This is a genomic window from Burkholderia theae (genome assembly GCF_048565265.1).
Lineage (GTDB): Bacteria > Pseudomonadota > Gammaproteobacteria > Burkholderiales > Burkholderiaceae > Burkholderia > Burkholderia theae.
Map to the genome: position 1 here is coordinate 1,532,502 of NZ_CP183461.1, position 14,634 is coordinate 1,547,135.

Sequence of the window (14,634 nt, forward strand, 5' to 3'; positions counted from 1 at the left end):
TCGTGAATACGGAAATCGATGCTACTCGTCCCGCGCTCGGCGCTGCCGGCCTGCTGGGCCGCCTGCGCGCGCTGCTGCGCACGGGGCCGGCCGGCGGCCGCATCGGCACGCTGAGCCGGCTCGCGATCGACGGCTTGCCCGACACCTGGACGCAACTGGAAGCGGGTGGCCTGTACGCGATCTACGCGGCCGGCAGCACGCCGGCCTGCGACGCGCTCGTGTGGGAGAGCGTGCGACAGGCGCGCACGCGCGACGTGACGGTCGTGCTCGCACGCGATCCGGAGCGTGTCACCGAACAACTGCAGGCGCGCGGATTCGCGGGCGGCGCGCATCCGGCCGGCTGGCCGCGCAACCTGAACGTGCTGGCGATGCCGGCGGCGGCCGAGCCGGCCGACGGCGCAGGCGCCGGCGCGACCGGCGACGCGCCGCGCCGCGCGGCGCCGGGCCCGTTCGCGCGACTCACGGGCGGCTTGCGCGCGATGAAGCGCTACGGCTTTCGTGCGCGCTCGCTGTATTTCGTCGAAGGCGCGCAGCGCTGGTTCAGCTGGGACGACCCGGTCGCGCTCGCGGACGAAGCGCACGCACTCGCCGACTGGTGCCGCACGCGCCGGATCGCGCTCGTGCTGCTGCTCGATCCCGAAGCGGCCCGTGCGGGCACCGACGTGCGTACCGACGATCCGCCGCTCGTCCGCGATGCGGATCGCACGCCGCGCAGCGGTTTCCACGGCGTCTGCTCGGGCGTCGCACAGATGCAGCGCACGCACGGCGAACTGCTGTGGATCGTCGATTTCTGGCGCGCGGGCGACACGCTCGCGGCCGGCGAAGTGCGGCCGCTGCGTTTTGCGCCGGGCGGCCGGCTGTCCGCGAGCGTCGACGGCGGCGCGACCGAGCCGGCGCACCGGATGAAGCTGGCGAGCGACGAGGATCGCGTCGTCGTCAGCCGCGCGGTGCTCGACGGCGCGACCCGCGTGCCGGGCGACTGGGAAATCGTCGACGACAACGCAGCCGTCGTCGCGGCCTGCGCGCAAGCCCAGGCCGCGACCGCGGTGCTCGTGTTCCGCTCGCATGCGCAGCTCGAAGCGTTGTGCGCCGACGTGCACGCGCTGCGCCGGCAGTGCGGCGGCGCGCTGAAGATCGCGGTCGTCGAGCGCGGCGAGGTGCTGCGCCAGCAGTTCGAGATGCTCGTGCTGAGCGTCGGCGCGAACCGCGTCGTCGCGCGCGACCTGCCGGTGTCGCGGATGCAGGCCGCCGTGCACGCGCTGCGCGGCCAGCTCTATGCGCGTCCCGTCGCGGCCGACTATCGGGGGGCGCTCGCGGCCGCGCTCGGCGATTCGGTGCTCGGTTATCTGCCGGTCGGCGCGTTCTGCCTGCGGATTCGCGCGGTGCTCGATCGCGGCGCCGTGCTCGCGCTGCCGCATACGCTCGCGAAGATCACGCTGCTGCCGGGCGTGTCGCACGTCGACGCGCTGCGGCATTGTCGGCCGCGCCGCGCGGGCGACGTCGTGACGGCCGATGCAGGGCACCTGTACGTGTTCCTGTTCGCGTGTGAGCCGGTCGATGCCGACGACGCGCTTGCGCGAATCTTCGACGCACCGGTCGACTCGCTGTCCGACCGCGTCGTATGCCTCGGGCAGGGCAGCATCGACACGGAACTCGATGCGCTGAAGGCCGAAAACCGGCGCGCGCCGATCGCCGACTACAGCGACCTGTTCTCGGCCACGCAGCCGGCCGGTGCGGCACGCACGTCGGCCGCGCGCGCCGATTCCGGTGCGGCGTTGCCGGACGCGCGCGAGGTGAGCGATGCGGTCGATGCAATCGATGCCATCGTCTCGCTCGAGGCGATCGGTGCGATGCCGGCGCTCGCGCACCTGGCCGCCGACGCACCGGCCCCGCATCCCGTCAATCCCGCCGCGCGTGCACGCGGTGCCATTCGCAGCGCGATGCCGCTGCGCAATCCGGAGGGCGCATGATCGCCGAACTCGTCATCGGTTTCATCGTCGGCATCGTGATCGCGGTGCCCGTCTGGATCGTCGCGCAGCACCTCGGCATCGGCCGCGGCTTTCATGCGCCGCGCGGGATCGACCGGCGCGACGCGGTGCCGTGCGAACTGGTGCCGGTCGCGCTGCGCGGGCGGTTGCTGCCCGGCGCCGAGCGCGGCGACGAGGCGGCCCGATGAAGACGATCGCCATCACGTCGACGACGGGCGGCGCGGGCCGCACGACGCTCGCGGCCGCGCTCGCGGTGCTGCTCGCGCGCCGCGGCCGGCCGGTCGTCGCCGTCGAATTCGATGCGCAGAACCTGATGGGCGCGACGCTCGGCCTCGACACGCTGGCCGAACACGGCCTCGCGCACAGCGTGCTCGGCGGCGCCGAGCCGTGGCACGCCCATACATGGCGCAATGCCGACGGCGTGCTGTTCGTGCCGTACGGGCAGGTCGACGCGGCCGGCGCCGCCGCGTGCGATGCGCGGCTCGTGGCCGACCGCGCGTGGCTGTCGCGCGCGCTCGACGAGATCGGGTTGCCGGCCGACGGCGTCGTGCTGGTCGATACCGCGCGTTATCCGTCGCCGCAGGCCGAGCAGGCGATTCGCTGCGCGGACCTGACGCTGGTCGTCGTGCCGCCCGAGCCGACCGCCTGCGCGACGACCGCCGCGCGGCTCGGCGCGCTCAGGGCCGGCGGCGGCGATCTGCAGATCGTCGTGAACCGGCTGAACCCGGCGCGCGACATGCAGCGCGACGCGCTCGCGATGCTGCGCGCGGTCGCGGGGCCGGGCTCGATGCTCGACCAGCGGATTCACGTCGATGCGGCCGTGCCCGAAGCGCTCGCGCGCGGCAGCTGGATCTTCGACGACGCGCCGTATTCGCAGGCGTCGCACGACCTGAACGGCATCGCGAACTGGGTCGATACGTGGCTGGCCGCCGGTGCGGCCGGTCGCAGCGGAGCGGTGCGATGAAGGCCGTGCGCGTGCCGCGACTGCGCGCGTTCGGCCGCTGTGCGGCCGACTGGTTCGCGCGCGGCATCGGGCTGCCGGCGGAACGTACGCGGATCGATTGGCTCGTGCGGCTGTTTTTCCACGTGCCGCCGACGGGCCGCCCCGATCATGTGCGCCGCTGGGTGCGCGTCGCGTTCCTGCGGCTCGCGCACGAGTGGGGCGTGCTGCAGCCGCTCAGTGTGCGCGAATGGCTGTGGCGCTCGATCGTGCGCGCGCCGCGCGCGGCCGACGGCCGGCCCGCGCGCGATCCGCTCGCGTGGTTCGACACATTCGTCGTGCCCGTCTACGTGGCCGGGCGCGCGGTCGGCCGGCGCGTCGACGCGTTGCTCGAACGCCTGCCGTGGGTGCGCTGGGGCGGCTGGCTCGATGCGCGCGCGAACGGCGTCGGCCGGCGCCGCTGGCTCGCGCCGCTGCTGCTGGTGGTCGGCGCGCTGCTGTGGGCCGCGGCCGGCATGTCGCCGCTGATGCCCGGCGCGCAGTTCGCGTTCTTCGCGATCGTCGCGGTGCTGGCGCTCGCGCTGCGCCGCCTGCCGGGCCACCTGCCGACGCTCGCGCTCGCGTCGCTCGCGCTGCTCGCGACGGTGCGCTACGTGTGGTGGCGCACGACGCAGACGCTCGACTTCCGCGGCCCGGTCGAGGCGATCGCCGGTTACATGCTGTACGGCGCGGAAGCCTACACGTGGATGATCCTGCTGCTCGGTTTCGTGCAGACCGCGTGGCCGCTCGACCGGCCGATCGTGCCGCTGTCCGACGATCCCGACACCTGGCCGACCGTCGACATCTATATCCCGACCTACAACGAGCCGCTGTCGGTCGTGAAGCCGACGGTATTCGCCGCGCAGAGCATCGACTGGCCGACGGCGAAGCTGCGCGTGTACCTGCTCGACGACGGCCGGCGCCCCGAGTTCGCGGCGTTCGCGGCCGAAGCCGGCATCGACTACCTGACGCGCGACGACAACCTCCACGCGAAGGCCGGCAACATCAACCGCGCGCTGCCGAAGACGCACGGCGAATACATCGCGATCTTCGACTGCGATCACGTGCCGACGCGCTCGTTCCTGCAGACGACGATGGGTGTGTTCCAGCGCGACCCGAAGTGCGCGCTCGTGCAGACGCCGCACCATTTCTTCTCGCCCGATCCGTTCGAGCGCAACCTCGGCACGTTCCGCGAGATCCCGAACGAGGGCAACCTGTTCTACGGGCTCGTGCAGTCGGGCAACGACCTGTGGAACGCGACGTTCTTCTGCGGATCGTGCGCGGTGCTCAAGCGCAGCGCGCTGGAGGAGGTCGGCGGCGTCGCGGTCGAGACGGTGACCGAGGACGCGCACACGGCGCTCAAGCTGCACCGGCGCGGTTATACGTCGGCGTACCTGCCGACCGTGCAGGCGGCCGGCCTCGCGACCGAAAGCCTCGCGGGCCACGTGAAGCAGCGCACGCGCTGGGCGCGCGGGATGGCGCAGATCTTCCGCATCGACAATCCGTTCCTCGGGCGCGGGCTCGGCCTGATCCAGCGGATCTGCTACGGCAACGCGATGCTGCACTTCTTCTACGGGATTCCGCGGCTGGTGTTCCTGACGATCCCGCTCGCGTACCTGTTCTTCCACCTGTACTTCATCAACGCGTCGTCGCTCGCGCTCGCGAGCTACGTGATCCCGTATCTCGTGCTCGCGAACGTCGCGAACTCGCGGATGCAGGGGCGCTACCGCCATTCGTTCTGGGCCGAGGTCTACGAATCGGTGCTCGCGTGGTATATCGCGCTGCCGACCACCGTCGCGTTCTTCAGCCCGAAGCACGGCAAGTTCAACGTGACCGACAAGGGCGGCAAGATCGACGAAGGGTACGTCGACTGGTCGACGTCGAAGCCGTACCTCGTGCTGTTCGGGCTGAACGTGCTCGCGATCGCGGCCGGGCTGTGGCGGCTCGTGGCCGACCAGGGCGACGAGGCGTCGACGATCCTGATCACGCTCGGCTGGACCGTGTACAACCTCGCGATGCTCGGCGCGGCGCTGGCCGTCGCGCGCGAGACCAAGCAGGTGCGCGTCACGCACCGGATCGCGATGCGCGTGCCGGCCATGCTGCTGCTCGCCGACGGAACGACTGCCGCGTGCTTCACGAGCGACTACTCGACCGGCGGCCTCGGCCTCGAAGCCGTGCCGGGGCTGCCGCTCGCCGTCGGCGACACGCTGACGGTGTGCGTGACGCGCGGCGACCGGCCGTTCCCGTTCCCGGTGCGCGTGAGCCGCGTGACGCCGACCCACGTCGGTCTGAGCTTCGAGGAGCTGACGCTCGAACAGGAGCGCCAGCTCGTGCAATGCACGTTCGGCCGCGCGGATGCGTGGCTCGACTGGCACGAAGGCCAGCGCATCGACACGCCGCTCGGCGGGCTGAAGGAAGTGCTGCGCGTCGGCGTGGACGGTTATGTACGGATGTGGAAGGGTGCGGCGCGCGGCTTGCAGGCCATGCTGGCGCCGAAACTCGATCGGGCGCGCGACTGACGCGGCGCTCATCATGGAGTGGGTTAGATGACGTTCTGGAATCTGTATTTCATCCTGAAGTTCGCGCTGTTCGCGACCGGGCACCTGCAGCCGTTGTGGCTCGCGAACCTCGCGTTCGCGGTGGCGCTCGCGGCGAGCGCGCCGATCCGGCATCGTGTGTGGCGCATCGTGCGGCAGGTCGCGGCGATCGCGATCGCGGTGCCGCTGCTCGCGCACGAGCTGCATGCGCCGCCGCTCGCCCGTCTCGCCGAGGCCGCGCGCGAAATGAGCACGTTCCGGTTCGACTACTGGATGGAACTGCTGCCGCGCCTGCTGCCGCCCGTGCTGCTGCTGACGGTGGCCGGCGCGCTGATCGTCTACTTCGTCGTCAATCGCTGGCTGCGCGTCGCGACGTTCGTGCTGGCCGTGCTGATCGTGATGCCGCTGTGGCAGGCCGGCAGCGGGCTGATGGCGCGTGTCGTCGCACCGCTCCCGCAGCAGGCGAACGTGACGGGCACGACAACGATGGGGCGCGCCGACCAGCCCGAGGATCACAACGCCGCGCTCGCGACGTTCCGCGCGCAGGAGTCGCAGCGGCAGGTCGCGTTCGGCCATCTCGGCAACGATCCGGCCGCGCAATTCGACGTGATCGTGCTGCACATCTGCTCGCTGTCGTGGGATGACCTCGATGCGGCGAAGGTGCGCAATCACCCGATGCTGAGCCACTTCGACTACCTGTTCACGAACTTCAGCACGGCCGCGAGCTACAGCGGCCCGGCGGCGATCCGCGTGCTGCGCGCGAGCTGCGGGCAGGAGGCGCACGAGGACCTGTACAAGCCCGCGCCGCAGCAGTGCCAGCTGTTCGCGCAGCTCGCGGGCGCCGGTTACACGGTGCAGTCGCTGCTGAACCACGACGGCCACTTCGACAACTTCCTGCAGGTGGTTCACGACAACATCGGCGTGGCCGACGCGCCGATGATCTCGAACGCGGCCGCGCCCGTCGCGATGCATGCGTTCGACGGCTCGCCGATCAAGGACGACTACACGACGCTCGCGAACTGGTATGCGCAGCGTGCGTCAGTGCAGGGGCCGGTCGCGCTGTACTACAACACGATCAGCCTGCACGACGGCAACCGCGTGGTCGGCAGTTCGTTGACCAGCATCGACTCGTATCCGCAGCGCGCGACGAAGCTGATGAGTGACTTCGATCGTCTCGCCGACCTGATCGCGCAATCGGGCCGCCGCGCGGTGATCGTGTTCGTGCCCGAGCACGGCGCCGCGCTGCGCGGCGACAAGAACCAGGTCGCGGGCCTGCGCGAGATCCCGACGCCACGCATCGTGCACGGGCCGGTTGGCGTGCGGCTCGTCGGCTTCGACGGCAATCACGGCGCGACGACCGTGATCGAGCAGCCGGCCAGCTTCCTCGCGCTCGCGCAATTGCTGTCGAACCTCGTGTCGAACAGCCCGTTCAAGCCGGGCACGACGCTCGCGCAATACGCGGCCGACCTGCCGCGCACGCGGATGGTGGGCGAGAACGAGGGCACGGTGACGATGCAGACGGCCGCGGGTTACGCGGTGAAAACTCCGGATGGCGTATGGATCGACGAACAGTAATCCTTCCCGGCGAAAGCGACGACGATCGCTTGTCGCAGCCGAACGACGTGCTCGGTCTCGCGCGGCATCTGCCGGCGCTCGACCCCGAACGTTATGTCGACGAGCAGGCGCGCCGCGCGTTCGTCGAGTCGCTCGATCGCTGGCCGACGCTGGCGAAACTGATGGGATTGAAGCGGTAAACGCAAGACGGCCGGCATGCGTGCCGGCCGTCGTTGGCTCGTGAGCGAAACCGCTTAGTGCGCCTTGCGTTCCGGCTGGCGCGTCCACTCGTCTTCTTCGCCCGGCACCTTGCCGAACGTCTGCGCGGCCCACGCGGCGCGGGCCGCTTCGATCTTCGCGCGCTCGCTCGACACAAAATTCCATTCGATGAAACGTTCGCCCGGCAGGTGCGCGCCACCGAGCAGCATCACGCGCGCGCCGTTCGCGCTGGCGAGCGCCACGGTCGCGCCCGGTTCGAGCACGGCCATCGTCGCGGGAGCGAGCGGTGTGCCGTCGATCGCGAGGTCGCCGTCGACGAGATACACACCGCGTTCGTCGTGCTCCGCGTCGAGCGCGAGTCGCCCGCCCGCCGCGAATTCCGCATACGCATAGAGCGTTGGCGAGAACACCTCGACCGGCGACGTGAGCCCGAACGCGCTGCCTGCAATCACGCGCACGCTTGCGTCGTCACGCGTGAACGACGGCAGCGTGTCGGCCGGATGATGGACGAACGCGGGCGCGGTGTCCTCGTGCTCGACCGGCAGCGCAACCCAGGTCTGGATGCCGTGGACGGGCTGTTCGTGCGGCCGGTCCTCGTCGGGCGAGCGCTCCGAATGAACGATGCCGCGTCCGGCCGTCATCCAGTTCACGTCGCCGGGCACGATCTTCTGCCGGAAGCCGAGGCTGTCGTGATGCATCAGCGAACCGTCGAACAGGTAGGTGACGGTCGCGAGCCCGATGTGCGGATGCGGCAGCACGTCGATGCCGCGCCCGGCCGGCAATACCGCGGGCCCCATCTCGTCGAAGAAGATGAACGGGCCGACGAGCCGCGCGGCGCGCGCGGGCAGCACGCGGCGCACGACGAGGTTGCCGATGTCGCTTTCGCGCGGCGTGAGCAGGGTCTTGATCGATGCGGACATGGTGAGGATCTCGTGGTCGATGCGGGGTGCGTCAGGCGATCGCGGTATCGATCGTGATCGGATGCGTGAGGATCTTGTGCACCGGGCACGCGTTCGCGATCTGCAGCAGGCGCTCGCGCTGTTCGCCGGACAGGTCGCCGTCGAGCGTGATGCGGCGCACGATCGTGCTGCCCGCGTTGCCCGATTCGTGCGCGAGCTTCACGTGCACTTCGGCGAGCGGCCAGCCCTTGCGTTGCGCATACATCTTCAGCGTGATCGCGGTGCAGGCGCCAAGGCTCGACAGCAGCAGCGCGACCGGGGTCGGTGCCGCATCGCCGCCGCCGAGCGGCGCCGGTTCGTCGGCGCGCCACTGGTGGACGCCATCGCTGAAGTGGACGAGGTAATCGACGGAGCCGATGCTCGCTTCGACGGACAGTTCGCTCATTGCAATTCCAGGTGGGGAAGGGGGAGGACCGGCGGCATGGCCGGGCGTTAAGGTTCGAGCAGCCGCTGCAGCCGCAGTTCCTCGAAATCGAGCTCCGATTCGATCCGGTGCAGCACGGCGTCGTCGACCTTGCCGTCGCGATGCAGGTCGAGCAGCGCCTGGCGCGACACGCCGACGAGTTCGAGTTCGACGCGCAGCATCCGCGCGCGTACGCCGGCCGGTTCGGCGCCTTGCCGGTGTGCACGTTCGTTGAACGTGACGCGGCTCCGGTATTCGGCGAGCAGGCGGTCGAGCGATGCACGTTCGAGGTTCGATCCGCGCTTCTCGAGCGCGTCGAGTTCGGCGAGCGCCGCGCCGAACGTCTGCGCGCGCACCGCATGCTCGGACATCGTGTGCCGCGCGGCCGGCCGCAGCTTCAGCACGCGGATCAGCGGCGCGAGCGTGCCGCCCTGCACGACCAGCGTTGCGATGATCAGCAGGAACGTGCTGAACAGGATCAGGTCGCGGCCGGGGAAGTTGCCGGGCAGCGCGATCGCGGCCGCGAGGCTCACGACGCCGCGCATGCCCGACCAGCCGAGCACGATGGCCTCGCGCCACGACCACGGCGGATGGCCCGCGCGGGGCGCGCGCAGGCGGCCCGGCAGCCACATCGCGACGAACACCCACACGACGCGCGCGGCGATCGCCGCGGCGGTGGCGGGCAGCGCGACGCGCAGGCCGGCCATCAGCACCGCGCCTTCGTGGTTCACGCCCGCGAGGATCGCGTGCAGCGCGAGGCCGATCAGGATGAACACGAGCGCGTCGAGCAGGAACACGATCGCTTCCCACGTCGCTTTCGCCTTGATCCGCATGTCGGCGTCGAACACGCGATGCTGGCGCACGCCGAGCACGAGGCCGCAGGTCACCACCGACAGCACGCCCGAGCCGTCGACGGCTTCCGCGACGCCGTAGCTGCCCCATGCCATCAGGAAGGTCACGACGATGCCGAGCATCGGGTCGCGCAGGCGCGGCAGCACCCAGCACATCGCATGGCCGCACACGAGGCCGATCGCGATGCCGATCAGCGTCAGCGAGAAGAACAGGCCGGTGGCGCTCGCGGCCGTGATCGACGCGGCGAGTGCGGCCGATACGGCCATCTGGTACAGCAGCAGGCCCGACGCATCGTTGACGAGGCTTTCGCCTTCGAGCACCGCGACGAGCCGCGCGGGCAGCGGGTGGCGCTGCAGGATCGCCTTCGCGGCGACCGCGTCGGGCGGCGACACGATCGCGCCGAGCGTGAAACACGCGGCCCACGGCAGCGCCGGGTTCGCGGCATGCACGGCCAGCGCCACCGCGACGGTCGTGAACGCCACCGCGCCGAGCGCGAGCGACGCGATCGAGGCGAGCTCCTGCCGGAATTCCTTCCACGCGGTGTAGAACCCGCTCGACATCAGCAGCGGCGGCAGCACGGCCGCGAGCAGCAGCGCCGGGTCCATGTCGGGCACGCGCTTGCCGGCGACCGCGACCACGCAGCCGCCGAGCAGCAGCACGACGGCCGGCGGAATCGAGATCCGTTCGGCGAGCCACGTGAGCGCGCCCGCGCCGCAGATCAACAGCAGCAGGTAATGAAACAGTTCGACGTTGGTCATGAGCCTTGCATCACGACGGCTTGCGGTCGTTCGCGGCGCCGCCCGGCAGCGTGCCGAACATGTGCTGGCTGCACTGCGCGTCGCGCCACGCGGTATTCAGCCGGTACCCGGACAGCATCCGGCGCGCGAGCGGCAGGATCTGTTCGCCGGCCAGCATGCCGAGCAGGCCGATGAGCGCGATGATCGGCGGCGCCGGCGAATTCACGCCGAGCGCACCGTAGATGACGCCGGCGAGGATGCCGGCGAGCAGCGACAGCAAATACGGTTTCATGATGAAAACCTCTCGTGTTAGGCTGGTCGGGGGCGAAGGGCGCGCCTTCAATGTGCTGGAAGCGTATCGGGTTTACGTGCGGAACAAAAGGGCGGATAGCCCTTGAAGAGACCCCTCTTTCGGAATTCGATCGATTCCGTTTCTTGGATGTTCGAGCCGCGACTTTTCCGATTAAATGGCTGCAACCGGAAGACGCAAATCCGGGGCAACGCACAGTCGGCTCCTCGTACTTTCGGAACGAGGCAAGCCTTAAACGTTTCCTGTCCATAGGATGATTCGCGCCATGAGCAACCCCAAGCTTGAAGTCCTCACCCCCCAGAACAGCCAGTTGATCTTCATCGACCAGCAGCCGCAGATGGCATTCGGCGTGCAGTCGATCGATCGCCAGACGCTGAAGAACAACGTCGTCGGGCTTGCGAAGGCCGCGAAGGCATTCAACATTCCGACCACCATCACGACGGTGGAATCCGAAAGCTTCTCGGGTTACACGTATCCCGAACTGCTCGACGTATTCCCGAACCAGAAGACGCTCGAACGCACGTCGATGAACTCGTGGGACGACCAGAAGGTGCGCGATGCGCTGGCCGCGAACGGCCGCAAGAAGGTGATCGTGTCGGGGCTGTGGACCGAAGTCTGCAATACGACGTTCGCACTCTGCGCGATGCTCGAAGGCGACTATGAGATCTACATGGTGGCCGATGCGTCGGGCGGCACGTCGAAGGACGCGCACGACTTCGCGATGCAGCGCATGATCCAGGCCGGCGTCGTGCCCGTCACCTGGCAGCAGGTTGCGCTCGAGTGGCAGCGCGACTGGGCACGCCGCGACACCTACAACGCCGTGATGGCGATCGCGAAGGAACACTCGGGCGCGTACGGGATGGGTGTCGACTACGCGTACACGATGGTCCACAAGGCAGCGCAGCGCACCGCGACGCCGCACGAGTCGATCGCGGCCGTGCCGGCGAAGTAACAGGCCGCATGCGGCCGCCCGTTCAAACGGGCGGCAGTGCCCACGGCGCGTGTGTCAGGTGCTCGACGAGAAAGTCGAGCAAGGCCGTCACACGCGCCGCGCGCAGCATGCCGGGCGGCGTGACGAGGTTGACGTTGATATCGGGAATCTTCCAGTCATGCATCACTTCCTCGAGCGCGCCGCTTTGCAACTCATTCCACACCAGGAACGCCGGCTGCAACGCCAGACCGTGGCCGGCAATCAGCGCGGGACACAGAACGTCGGCATTGTTGGCACGGATGCGTCCGCGCACGGGCACGCCGAATTCCTCGCCCGACGTCGTGTGGCGAAAACGCCAGTATTCGGGTGTCGGGATGTTCGTGTAGGTCAGGCACACGTGCTGGTCGAGTTCGCTCGGATGGGTCGGCCGGCCGCGCCGGTCGAGATACGCGGGCGACGCGACGAGCGGCCGGCGCACCGCGCACAGGCGGCGCGCACGCAGCGACGAATCGTTCAGTTCCGCGATCCGGATCGCGACGTCGAAACCGCCGGACACAATGTCGACGAAGTTGTCGGTGAGCACGAGGTCGACGTCGACGCGCGGGTAGCGCTCGAGAAACGCGGGCAACAGCGGTGCGAGATTGCACAGGCCGTAGGACATCGGCGCGTTCACGCGCAGCAGGCCGTGCGGTTCGAGCGCATGCGCGGACGCTTCGCCTTCGATCAGTTCGGCGTCGGCGAGCAGCCGGATCGCACGATCGCGCAGCAGTTCGCCGGTCGGCGTGAGCGACAGCTTGCGTGACGTGCGGTACAGCAGCATCGAGCCCAGGCGTTTTTCGAGGCGCGCGATCGCTTTCGACACCGTCGGTTGCGATATGCCGAGCAGGTCGGCGGCCTTGGCGAACGAACCGGTCTCCGCAACGCGCGCGAAGATGGCCCAGGCTTCGAGATCGGGAAGATGTTGCATGGCTGGGAAGCGTGGCAGTGAAGCAAAGCGGATTCGGCGGCAGCGGATCGCACCGCCGGCGCGCGGCGCCCGGGCGGGCGGCAACGCGGGTCATTCTAATCCAGTCGGGAGGGAGCGTATGGAATCGTATGTCGTTTCATTGGGCGCCGGCGTGCTGGTCGGCGTCGTGTACAGCGTGATCAAGGTGCGCTCGCCCGCACCGCCGCTGATTGCACTGGTCGGGCTGGCCGGCATGTTGATCGGCGTTGCGGCCGTCGCCCCGGTCCGTCACTGGCTCGGTTTCTGATTGCATCGAGGACACATTGATGAGCGTTACCGACACTCAACCCGATCTCATCCTGCACAACGCGCGCATCACGACGCTCGATCGTGCGAACCCGGTCGCGACCGCCGTCGCGATCAAGGACGGCCGCTTCGTCGCGGTCGGCGGCAACGCGGACGTCATGCCGCTCGCCGGCCGCGCGACGAAAGTCGTCGACCTCGACGGCCGTACCATGCTGCCGGGCCTGATCGACAACCATACGCACGTGATTCGCGGTGGCCTGAACTACAACATGGAGCTGCGCTGGGACGGCGTGCGTTCGCTCGCGGTTGCGATGGAGATGCTGAAGCGGCAGGTTGCCGTCACGCCCGCGCCGCAGTGGGTGCGCGTGGTCGGCGGCTTCACCGAACACCAGTTCGTCGAGAAGCGCCTGCCGACGATCGACGAACTCAACGCGGCTGCGCCCGATACGCCGGTGTTCATCCTGCACCTGTACGACCGCGCGCTGCTGAATGCAGCCGCGCTGCGCGTCGTTGGCTACACGAAGGACACGCCGGAGCCGCCGGGCGGCACGATCCTGCGCGACGCCGCGGGCAACCCGACCGGGCTGCTGCTCGCGAACCCGAACGCGACGATCCTCTACGCGACGCTCGCGAAAGGGCCGAAGCTGCCGTTCGAATACCAGTACAACTCGACGCGCCACTTCATGCGCGAGTTGAACCGTCTCGGCGTGACGGGCGTGATCGACGCGGGCGGCGGTTCGCAGAACTATCCCGACGATTACGAGGTGATCCGCAAGCTGCACGATGCGGGCGAGATGACGATCCGGATCGCGTACAACCTGTTCACGCAGAAGCCGAACGCGGAGAAGGAAGACTTCGTGAACTGGACGAAGAGCACGAAGTATCACGACGGCACCGACTACTTCCGCAACAACGGCGCGGGCGAAATGCTGGTGTTCTCCGCGGCCGACTTCGAAGACTTCCGCGTCGCGCGCCCGGATCTGCCGGCGCAGATGGAAGACGATCTCGAAGGCGTCGTGCGCGTGCTCGCGCAGAATCGCTGGCCGTGGCGCATGCATGCGACCTACGACGAAACCATCAGCCGCGCGCTCGACGTGTTCGAAAAGGTCAACAAGGACATCCCGCTTGCCGGCCTGAACTGGTTCTTCGATCACGCGGAAACCATTACCGAAAAATCGATGGACCGGATTGCGGCACTGGGCGGTGGCATCGCGGTGCAGCACCGGATGGCTTATCAGGGCGAGTATTTCGTCGAACGCTATGGCGCGCAAGCGGCCGAAGCGACGCCGCCCGTCGCGAAGATGCTGTCGAAGGGCATCAAGGTCTCGGCCGGCACCGATGCAACGCGGGTTGCGTCGTACAACCCGTGGGTGTCGCTCGCGTGGCTCGTGACGGGCAAGACGGTCGGCGGCCTGCGGATGTACCCGCAACGCAACCTGCTCGATCGCGAGACCGCGCTGCGCATGTGGACCGAGTACGTGACCTGGTTCTCGAACGAGGAAGGCAAGAAAGGGCGCATCGCGGTCGGGCAACTCGCCGACGTTGTGGTCCCGGATCGCGATTTCTTCACGTGTGCGGAGGACGATATCGCGGATACGACCGCACTGCTGACGGTGGTCGGCGGCAGGATCGTGTGGGGCGCGGGCCCGTTCGTGTCGCACGACGCGCCGATTCCGCCCGCGATGCCGGACTGGTCGCCCGTGCGCGAGTACGGCGGTTACGGCGGCTGGGGCGCGACGCAGCGCAGCGGCGCACCGCTGCAGCGCGCGGCCGCTGCCGCTGCGATGTGCGGTTGCGCGAACGCGTGCAACGTGCACCAGCATGCGCATGCCGGTGCGTGGGGCAGCGCTTTGCCGACGTCGGACGCAAAGGGCTTCTGGGGTGCGTTCGGCTGTTCTTGCTGGGCGGTCTGA

General features: G+C 69.1%; 14 protein-coding genes. 9 read left to right on the top strand and 5 right to left on the bottom strand.

Annotated elements, in window-relative coordinates; translation table 11 throughout:
- The first annotated feature begins 2 nt into the window (after positions 1 to 2).
- The 6 genes from bcsE to ACN22W_RS07165 are packed head-to-tail and all read left to right on the top strand — an operon-like array spanning position 3 to position 7,258.
- Positions 3 to 1,970, top strand: a complete 1,968-nt coding sequence (gene bcsE, locus ACN22W_RS07140) for a cellulose biosynthesis protein BcsE (protein WP_419686995.1) — start codon at positions 3 to 5, stop codon at positions 1,968 to 1,970.
- Positions 1,967 to 2,176 carry a hypothetical protein gene (locus tag ACN22W_RS07145; protein ID WP_419686997.1) on the top strand — a complete coding sequence of 70 codons (210 nt, stop codon included), beginning with the start codon at positions 1,967 to 1,969 and terminating at the stop codon, positions 2,174 to 2,176. The genes bcsE and ACN22W_RS07145 overlap by 4 nt, the downstream gene beginning before the upstream one ends.
- Positions 2,173 to 2,952, top strand: coding sequence for a cellulose biosynthesis protein BcsQ (gene bcsQ / locus ACN22W_RS07150; RefSeq protein WP_419686999.1), 780 nt, complete (start codon positions 2,173 to 2,175; stop codon positions 2,950 to 2,952). Before ACN22W_RS07145 ends, bcsQ begins: the two co-directional genes overlap by 4 nt.
- Entirely contained in the window at positions 2,949 to 5,486 is a 2,538-nt protein-coding gene (gene bcsA, locus ACN22W_RS07155) for a UDP-forming cellulose synthase catalytic subunit (RefSeq protein WP_419687001.1), read from the top strand. Before bcsQ ends, bcsA begins: the two co-directional genes overlap by 4 nt.
- Before the next feature lie 27 nt (positions 5,487 to 5,513).
- Positions 5,514 to 7,079: a cellulose biosynthesis protein BcsG gene (bcsG, locus tag ACN22W_RS07160; protein WP_419687002.1), complete on the top strand. Its 1,566-nt coding sequence runs from the start codon at positions 5,514 to 5,516 to the stop codon at positions 7,077 to 7,079.
- The gene (locus ACN22W_RS07165; RefSeq protein ID WP_048244197.1) at positions 7,061 to 7,258 is read left to right on the top strand and encodes a hypothetical protein; all 198 of its coding nucleotides are present in this window, start codon (positions 7,061 to 7,063) and stop codon (positions 7,256 to 7,258) included. Before bcsG ends, ACN22W_RS07165 begins: the two co-directional genes overlap by 19 nt.
- Positions 7,259 to 7,312: 54 nt before the next feature.
- Here ACN22W_RS07165 and ACN22W_RS07170 read toward each other — a convergent pair whose 3' ends face one another.
- The 4 genes from ACN22W_RS07170 to ACN22W_RS07185 are packed head-to-tail and all read right to left on the bottom strand — an operon-like array spanning position 7,313 to position 10,520.
- The gene (locus ACN22W_RS07170) at positions 7,313 to 8,197 is read right to left on the bottom strand and encodes a pirin family protein (RefSeq protein WP_419687004.1); all 885 of its coding nucleotides are present in this window, start codon (positions 8,195 to 8,197) and stop codon (positions 7,313 to 7,315) included.
- A 31-nt stretch (positions 8,198 to 8,228) separates the two neighbouring features.
- Positions 8,229 to 8,621: an OsmC family protein gene (locus tag ACN22W_RS07175; protein WP_048244193.1), complete on the bottom strand. Its 393-nt coding sequence runs from the start codon at positions 8,619 to 8,621 to the stop codon at positions 8,229 to 8,231.
- 47 nt (positions 8,622 to 8,668) lie between these two features.
- Positions 8,669 to 10,249, bottom strand: coding sequence for a cation:proton antiporter (locus ACN22W_RS07180; RefSeq protein WP_419687006.1), 1,581 nt, complete (start codon positions 10,247 to 10,249; stop codon positions 8,669 to 8,671).
- Between the two features lie 10 nt (positions 10,250 to 10,259).
- Positions 10,260 to 10,520 carry a XapX domain-containing protein gene (locus ACN22W_RS07185; protein ID WP_129514320.1) on the bottom strand — a complete coding sequence of 87 codons (261 nt, stop codon included), beginning with the start codon at positions 10,518 to 10,520 and terminating at the stop codon, positions 10,260 to 10,262.
- A gap of 283 nt (positions 10,521 to 10,803) precedes the next feature.
- Here ACN22W_RS07185 and ACN22W_RS07190 point away from each other — a divergent pair, with 283 nt between their 5' ends.
- On the top strand, positions 10,804 to 11,490 hold the full coding sequence (locus ACN22W_RS07190; protein ID WP_412022019.1) for a hydrolase: 687 nt from the start codon (positions 10,804 to 10,806) through the stop codon (positions 11,488 to 11,490).
- A 22-nt stretch (positions 11,491 to 11,512) separates the two neighbouring features.
- Here the strand turns inward: ACN22W_RS07190 and ACN22W_RS07195 are convergent, their stop codons facing one another.
- On the bottom strand, positions 11,513 to 12,436 hold the full coding sequence (locus ACN22W_RS07195) for a LysR family transcriptional regulator (protein WP_412022018.1): 924 nt from the start codon (positions 12,434 to 12,436) through the stop codon (positions 11,513 to 11,515).
- A gap of 118 nt (positions 12,437 to 12,554) precedes the next feature.
- Between ACN22W_RS07195 and ACN22W_RS07200 the strand changes: the two genes are divergently transcribed.
- Both ACN22W_RS07200 and ACN22W_RS07205 read left to right on the top strand, forming a co-directional pair.
- Positions 12,555 to 12,722 (top strand): DUF1427 family protein, encoded by a 168-nt coding sequence (locus ACN22W_RS07200; RefSeq protein WP_412022017.1) that lies wholly within the window; start codon positions 12,555 to 12,557, stop codon positions 12,720 to 12,722.
- A 19-nt stretch (positions 12,723 to 12,741) separates the two neighbouring features.
- Positions 12,742 to 14,634, top strand: a complete 1,893-nt coding sequence (locus tag ACN22W_RS07205) for an amidohydrolase (protein WP_419687008.1) — start codon at positions 12,742 to 12,744, stop codon at positions 14,632 to 14,634.

Excerpts from the sequence above, each read along its gene's own strand:
- ACN22W_RS07170 (WP_419687004.1), bottom strand. The coding sequence starts at position 8,197 with ATGTCCGCATCGATCAAGACCCTGCTCACGCCGCGCGAAAGCGACATC.
- ACN22W_RS07145 (WP_419686997.1), top strand. The coding sequence starts at position 1,967 with ATGATCGCCGAACTCGTCATCGGTTTCATCGTCGGCATCGTGATCGCG.
- ACN22W_RS07195 (WP_412022018.1), bottom strand. The coding sequence starts at position 12,436 with ATGCAACATCTTCCCGATCTCGAAGCCTGGGCCATCTTCGCGCGCGTT.
- ACN22W_RS07175 (WP_048244193.1), bottom strand. The coding sequence starts at position 8,621 with ATGAGCGAACTGTCCGTCGAAGCGAGCATCGGCTCCGTCGATTACCTC.
- ACN22W_RS07185 (WP_129514320.1), bottom strand. The coding sequence starts at position 10,520 with ATGAAACCGTATTTGCTGTCGCTGCTCGCCGGCATCCTCGCCGGCGTC.
- bcsA (WP_419687001.1), top strand. The coding sequence starts at position 2,949 with ATGAAGGCCGTGCGCGTGCCGCGACTGCGCGCGTTCGGCCGCTGTGCG.
- ACN22W_RS07205 (WP_419687008.1), top strand. The coding sequence starts at position 12,742 with ATGAGCGTTACCGACACTCAACCCGATCTCATCCTGCACAACGCGCGC.
- ACN22W_RS07165 (WP_048244197.1), top strand. The coding sequence starts at position 7,061 with ATGGATCGACGAACAGTAATCCTTCCCGGCGAAAGCGACGACGATCGC.
- bcsG (WP_419687002.1), top strand. The coding sequence starts at position 5,514 with ATGACGTTCTGGAATCTGTATTTCATCCTGAAGTTCGCGCTGTTCGCG.
- ACN22W_RS07190 (WP_412022019.1), top strand. The coding sequence starts at position 10,804 with ATGAGCAACCCCAAGCTTGAAGTCCTCACCCCCCAGAACAGCCAGTTG.
- bcsQ (WP_419686999.1), top strand. The coding sequence starts at position 2,173 with ATGAAGACGATCGCCATCACGTCGACGACGGGCGGCGCGGGCCGCACG.
- ACN22W_RS07200 (WP_412022017.1), top strand. The coding sequence starts at position 12,555 with ATGGAATCGTATGTCGTTTCATTGGGCGCCGGCGTGCTGGTCGGCGTC.
- ACN22W_RS07180 (WP_419687006.1), bottom strand. The coding sequence starts at position 10,249 with ATGACCAACGTCGAACTGTTTCATTACCTGCTGCTGTTGATCTGCGGC.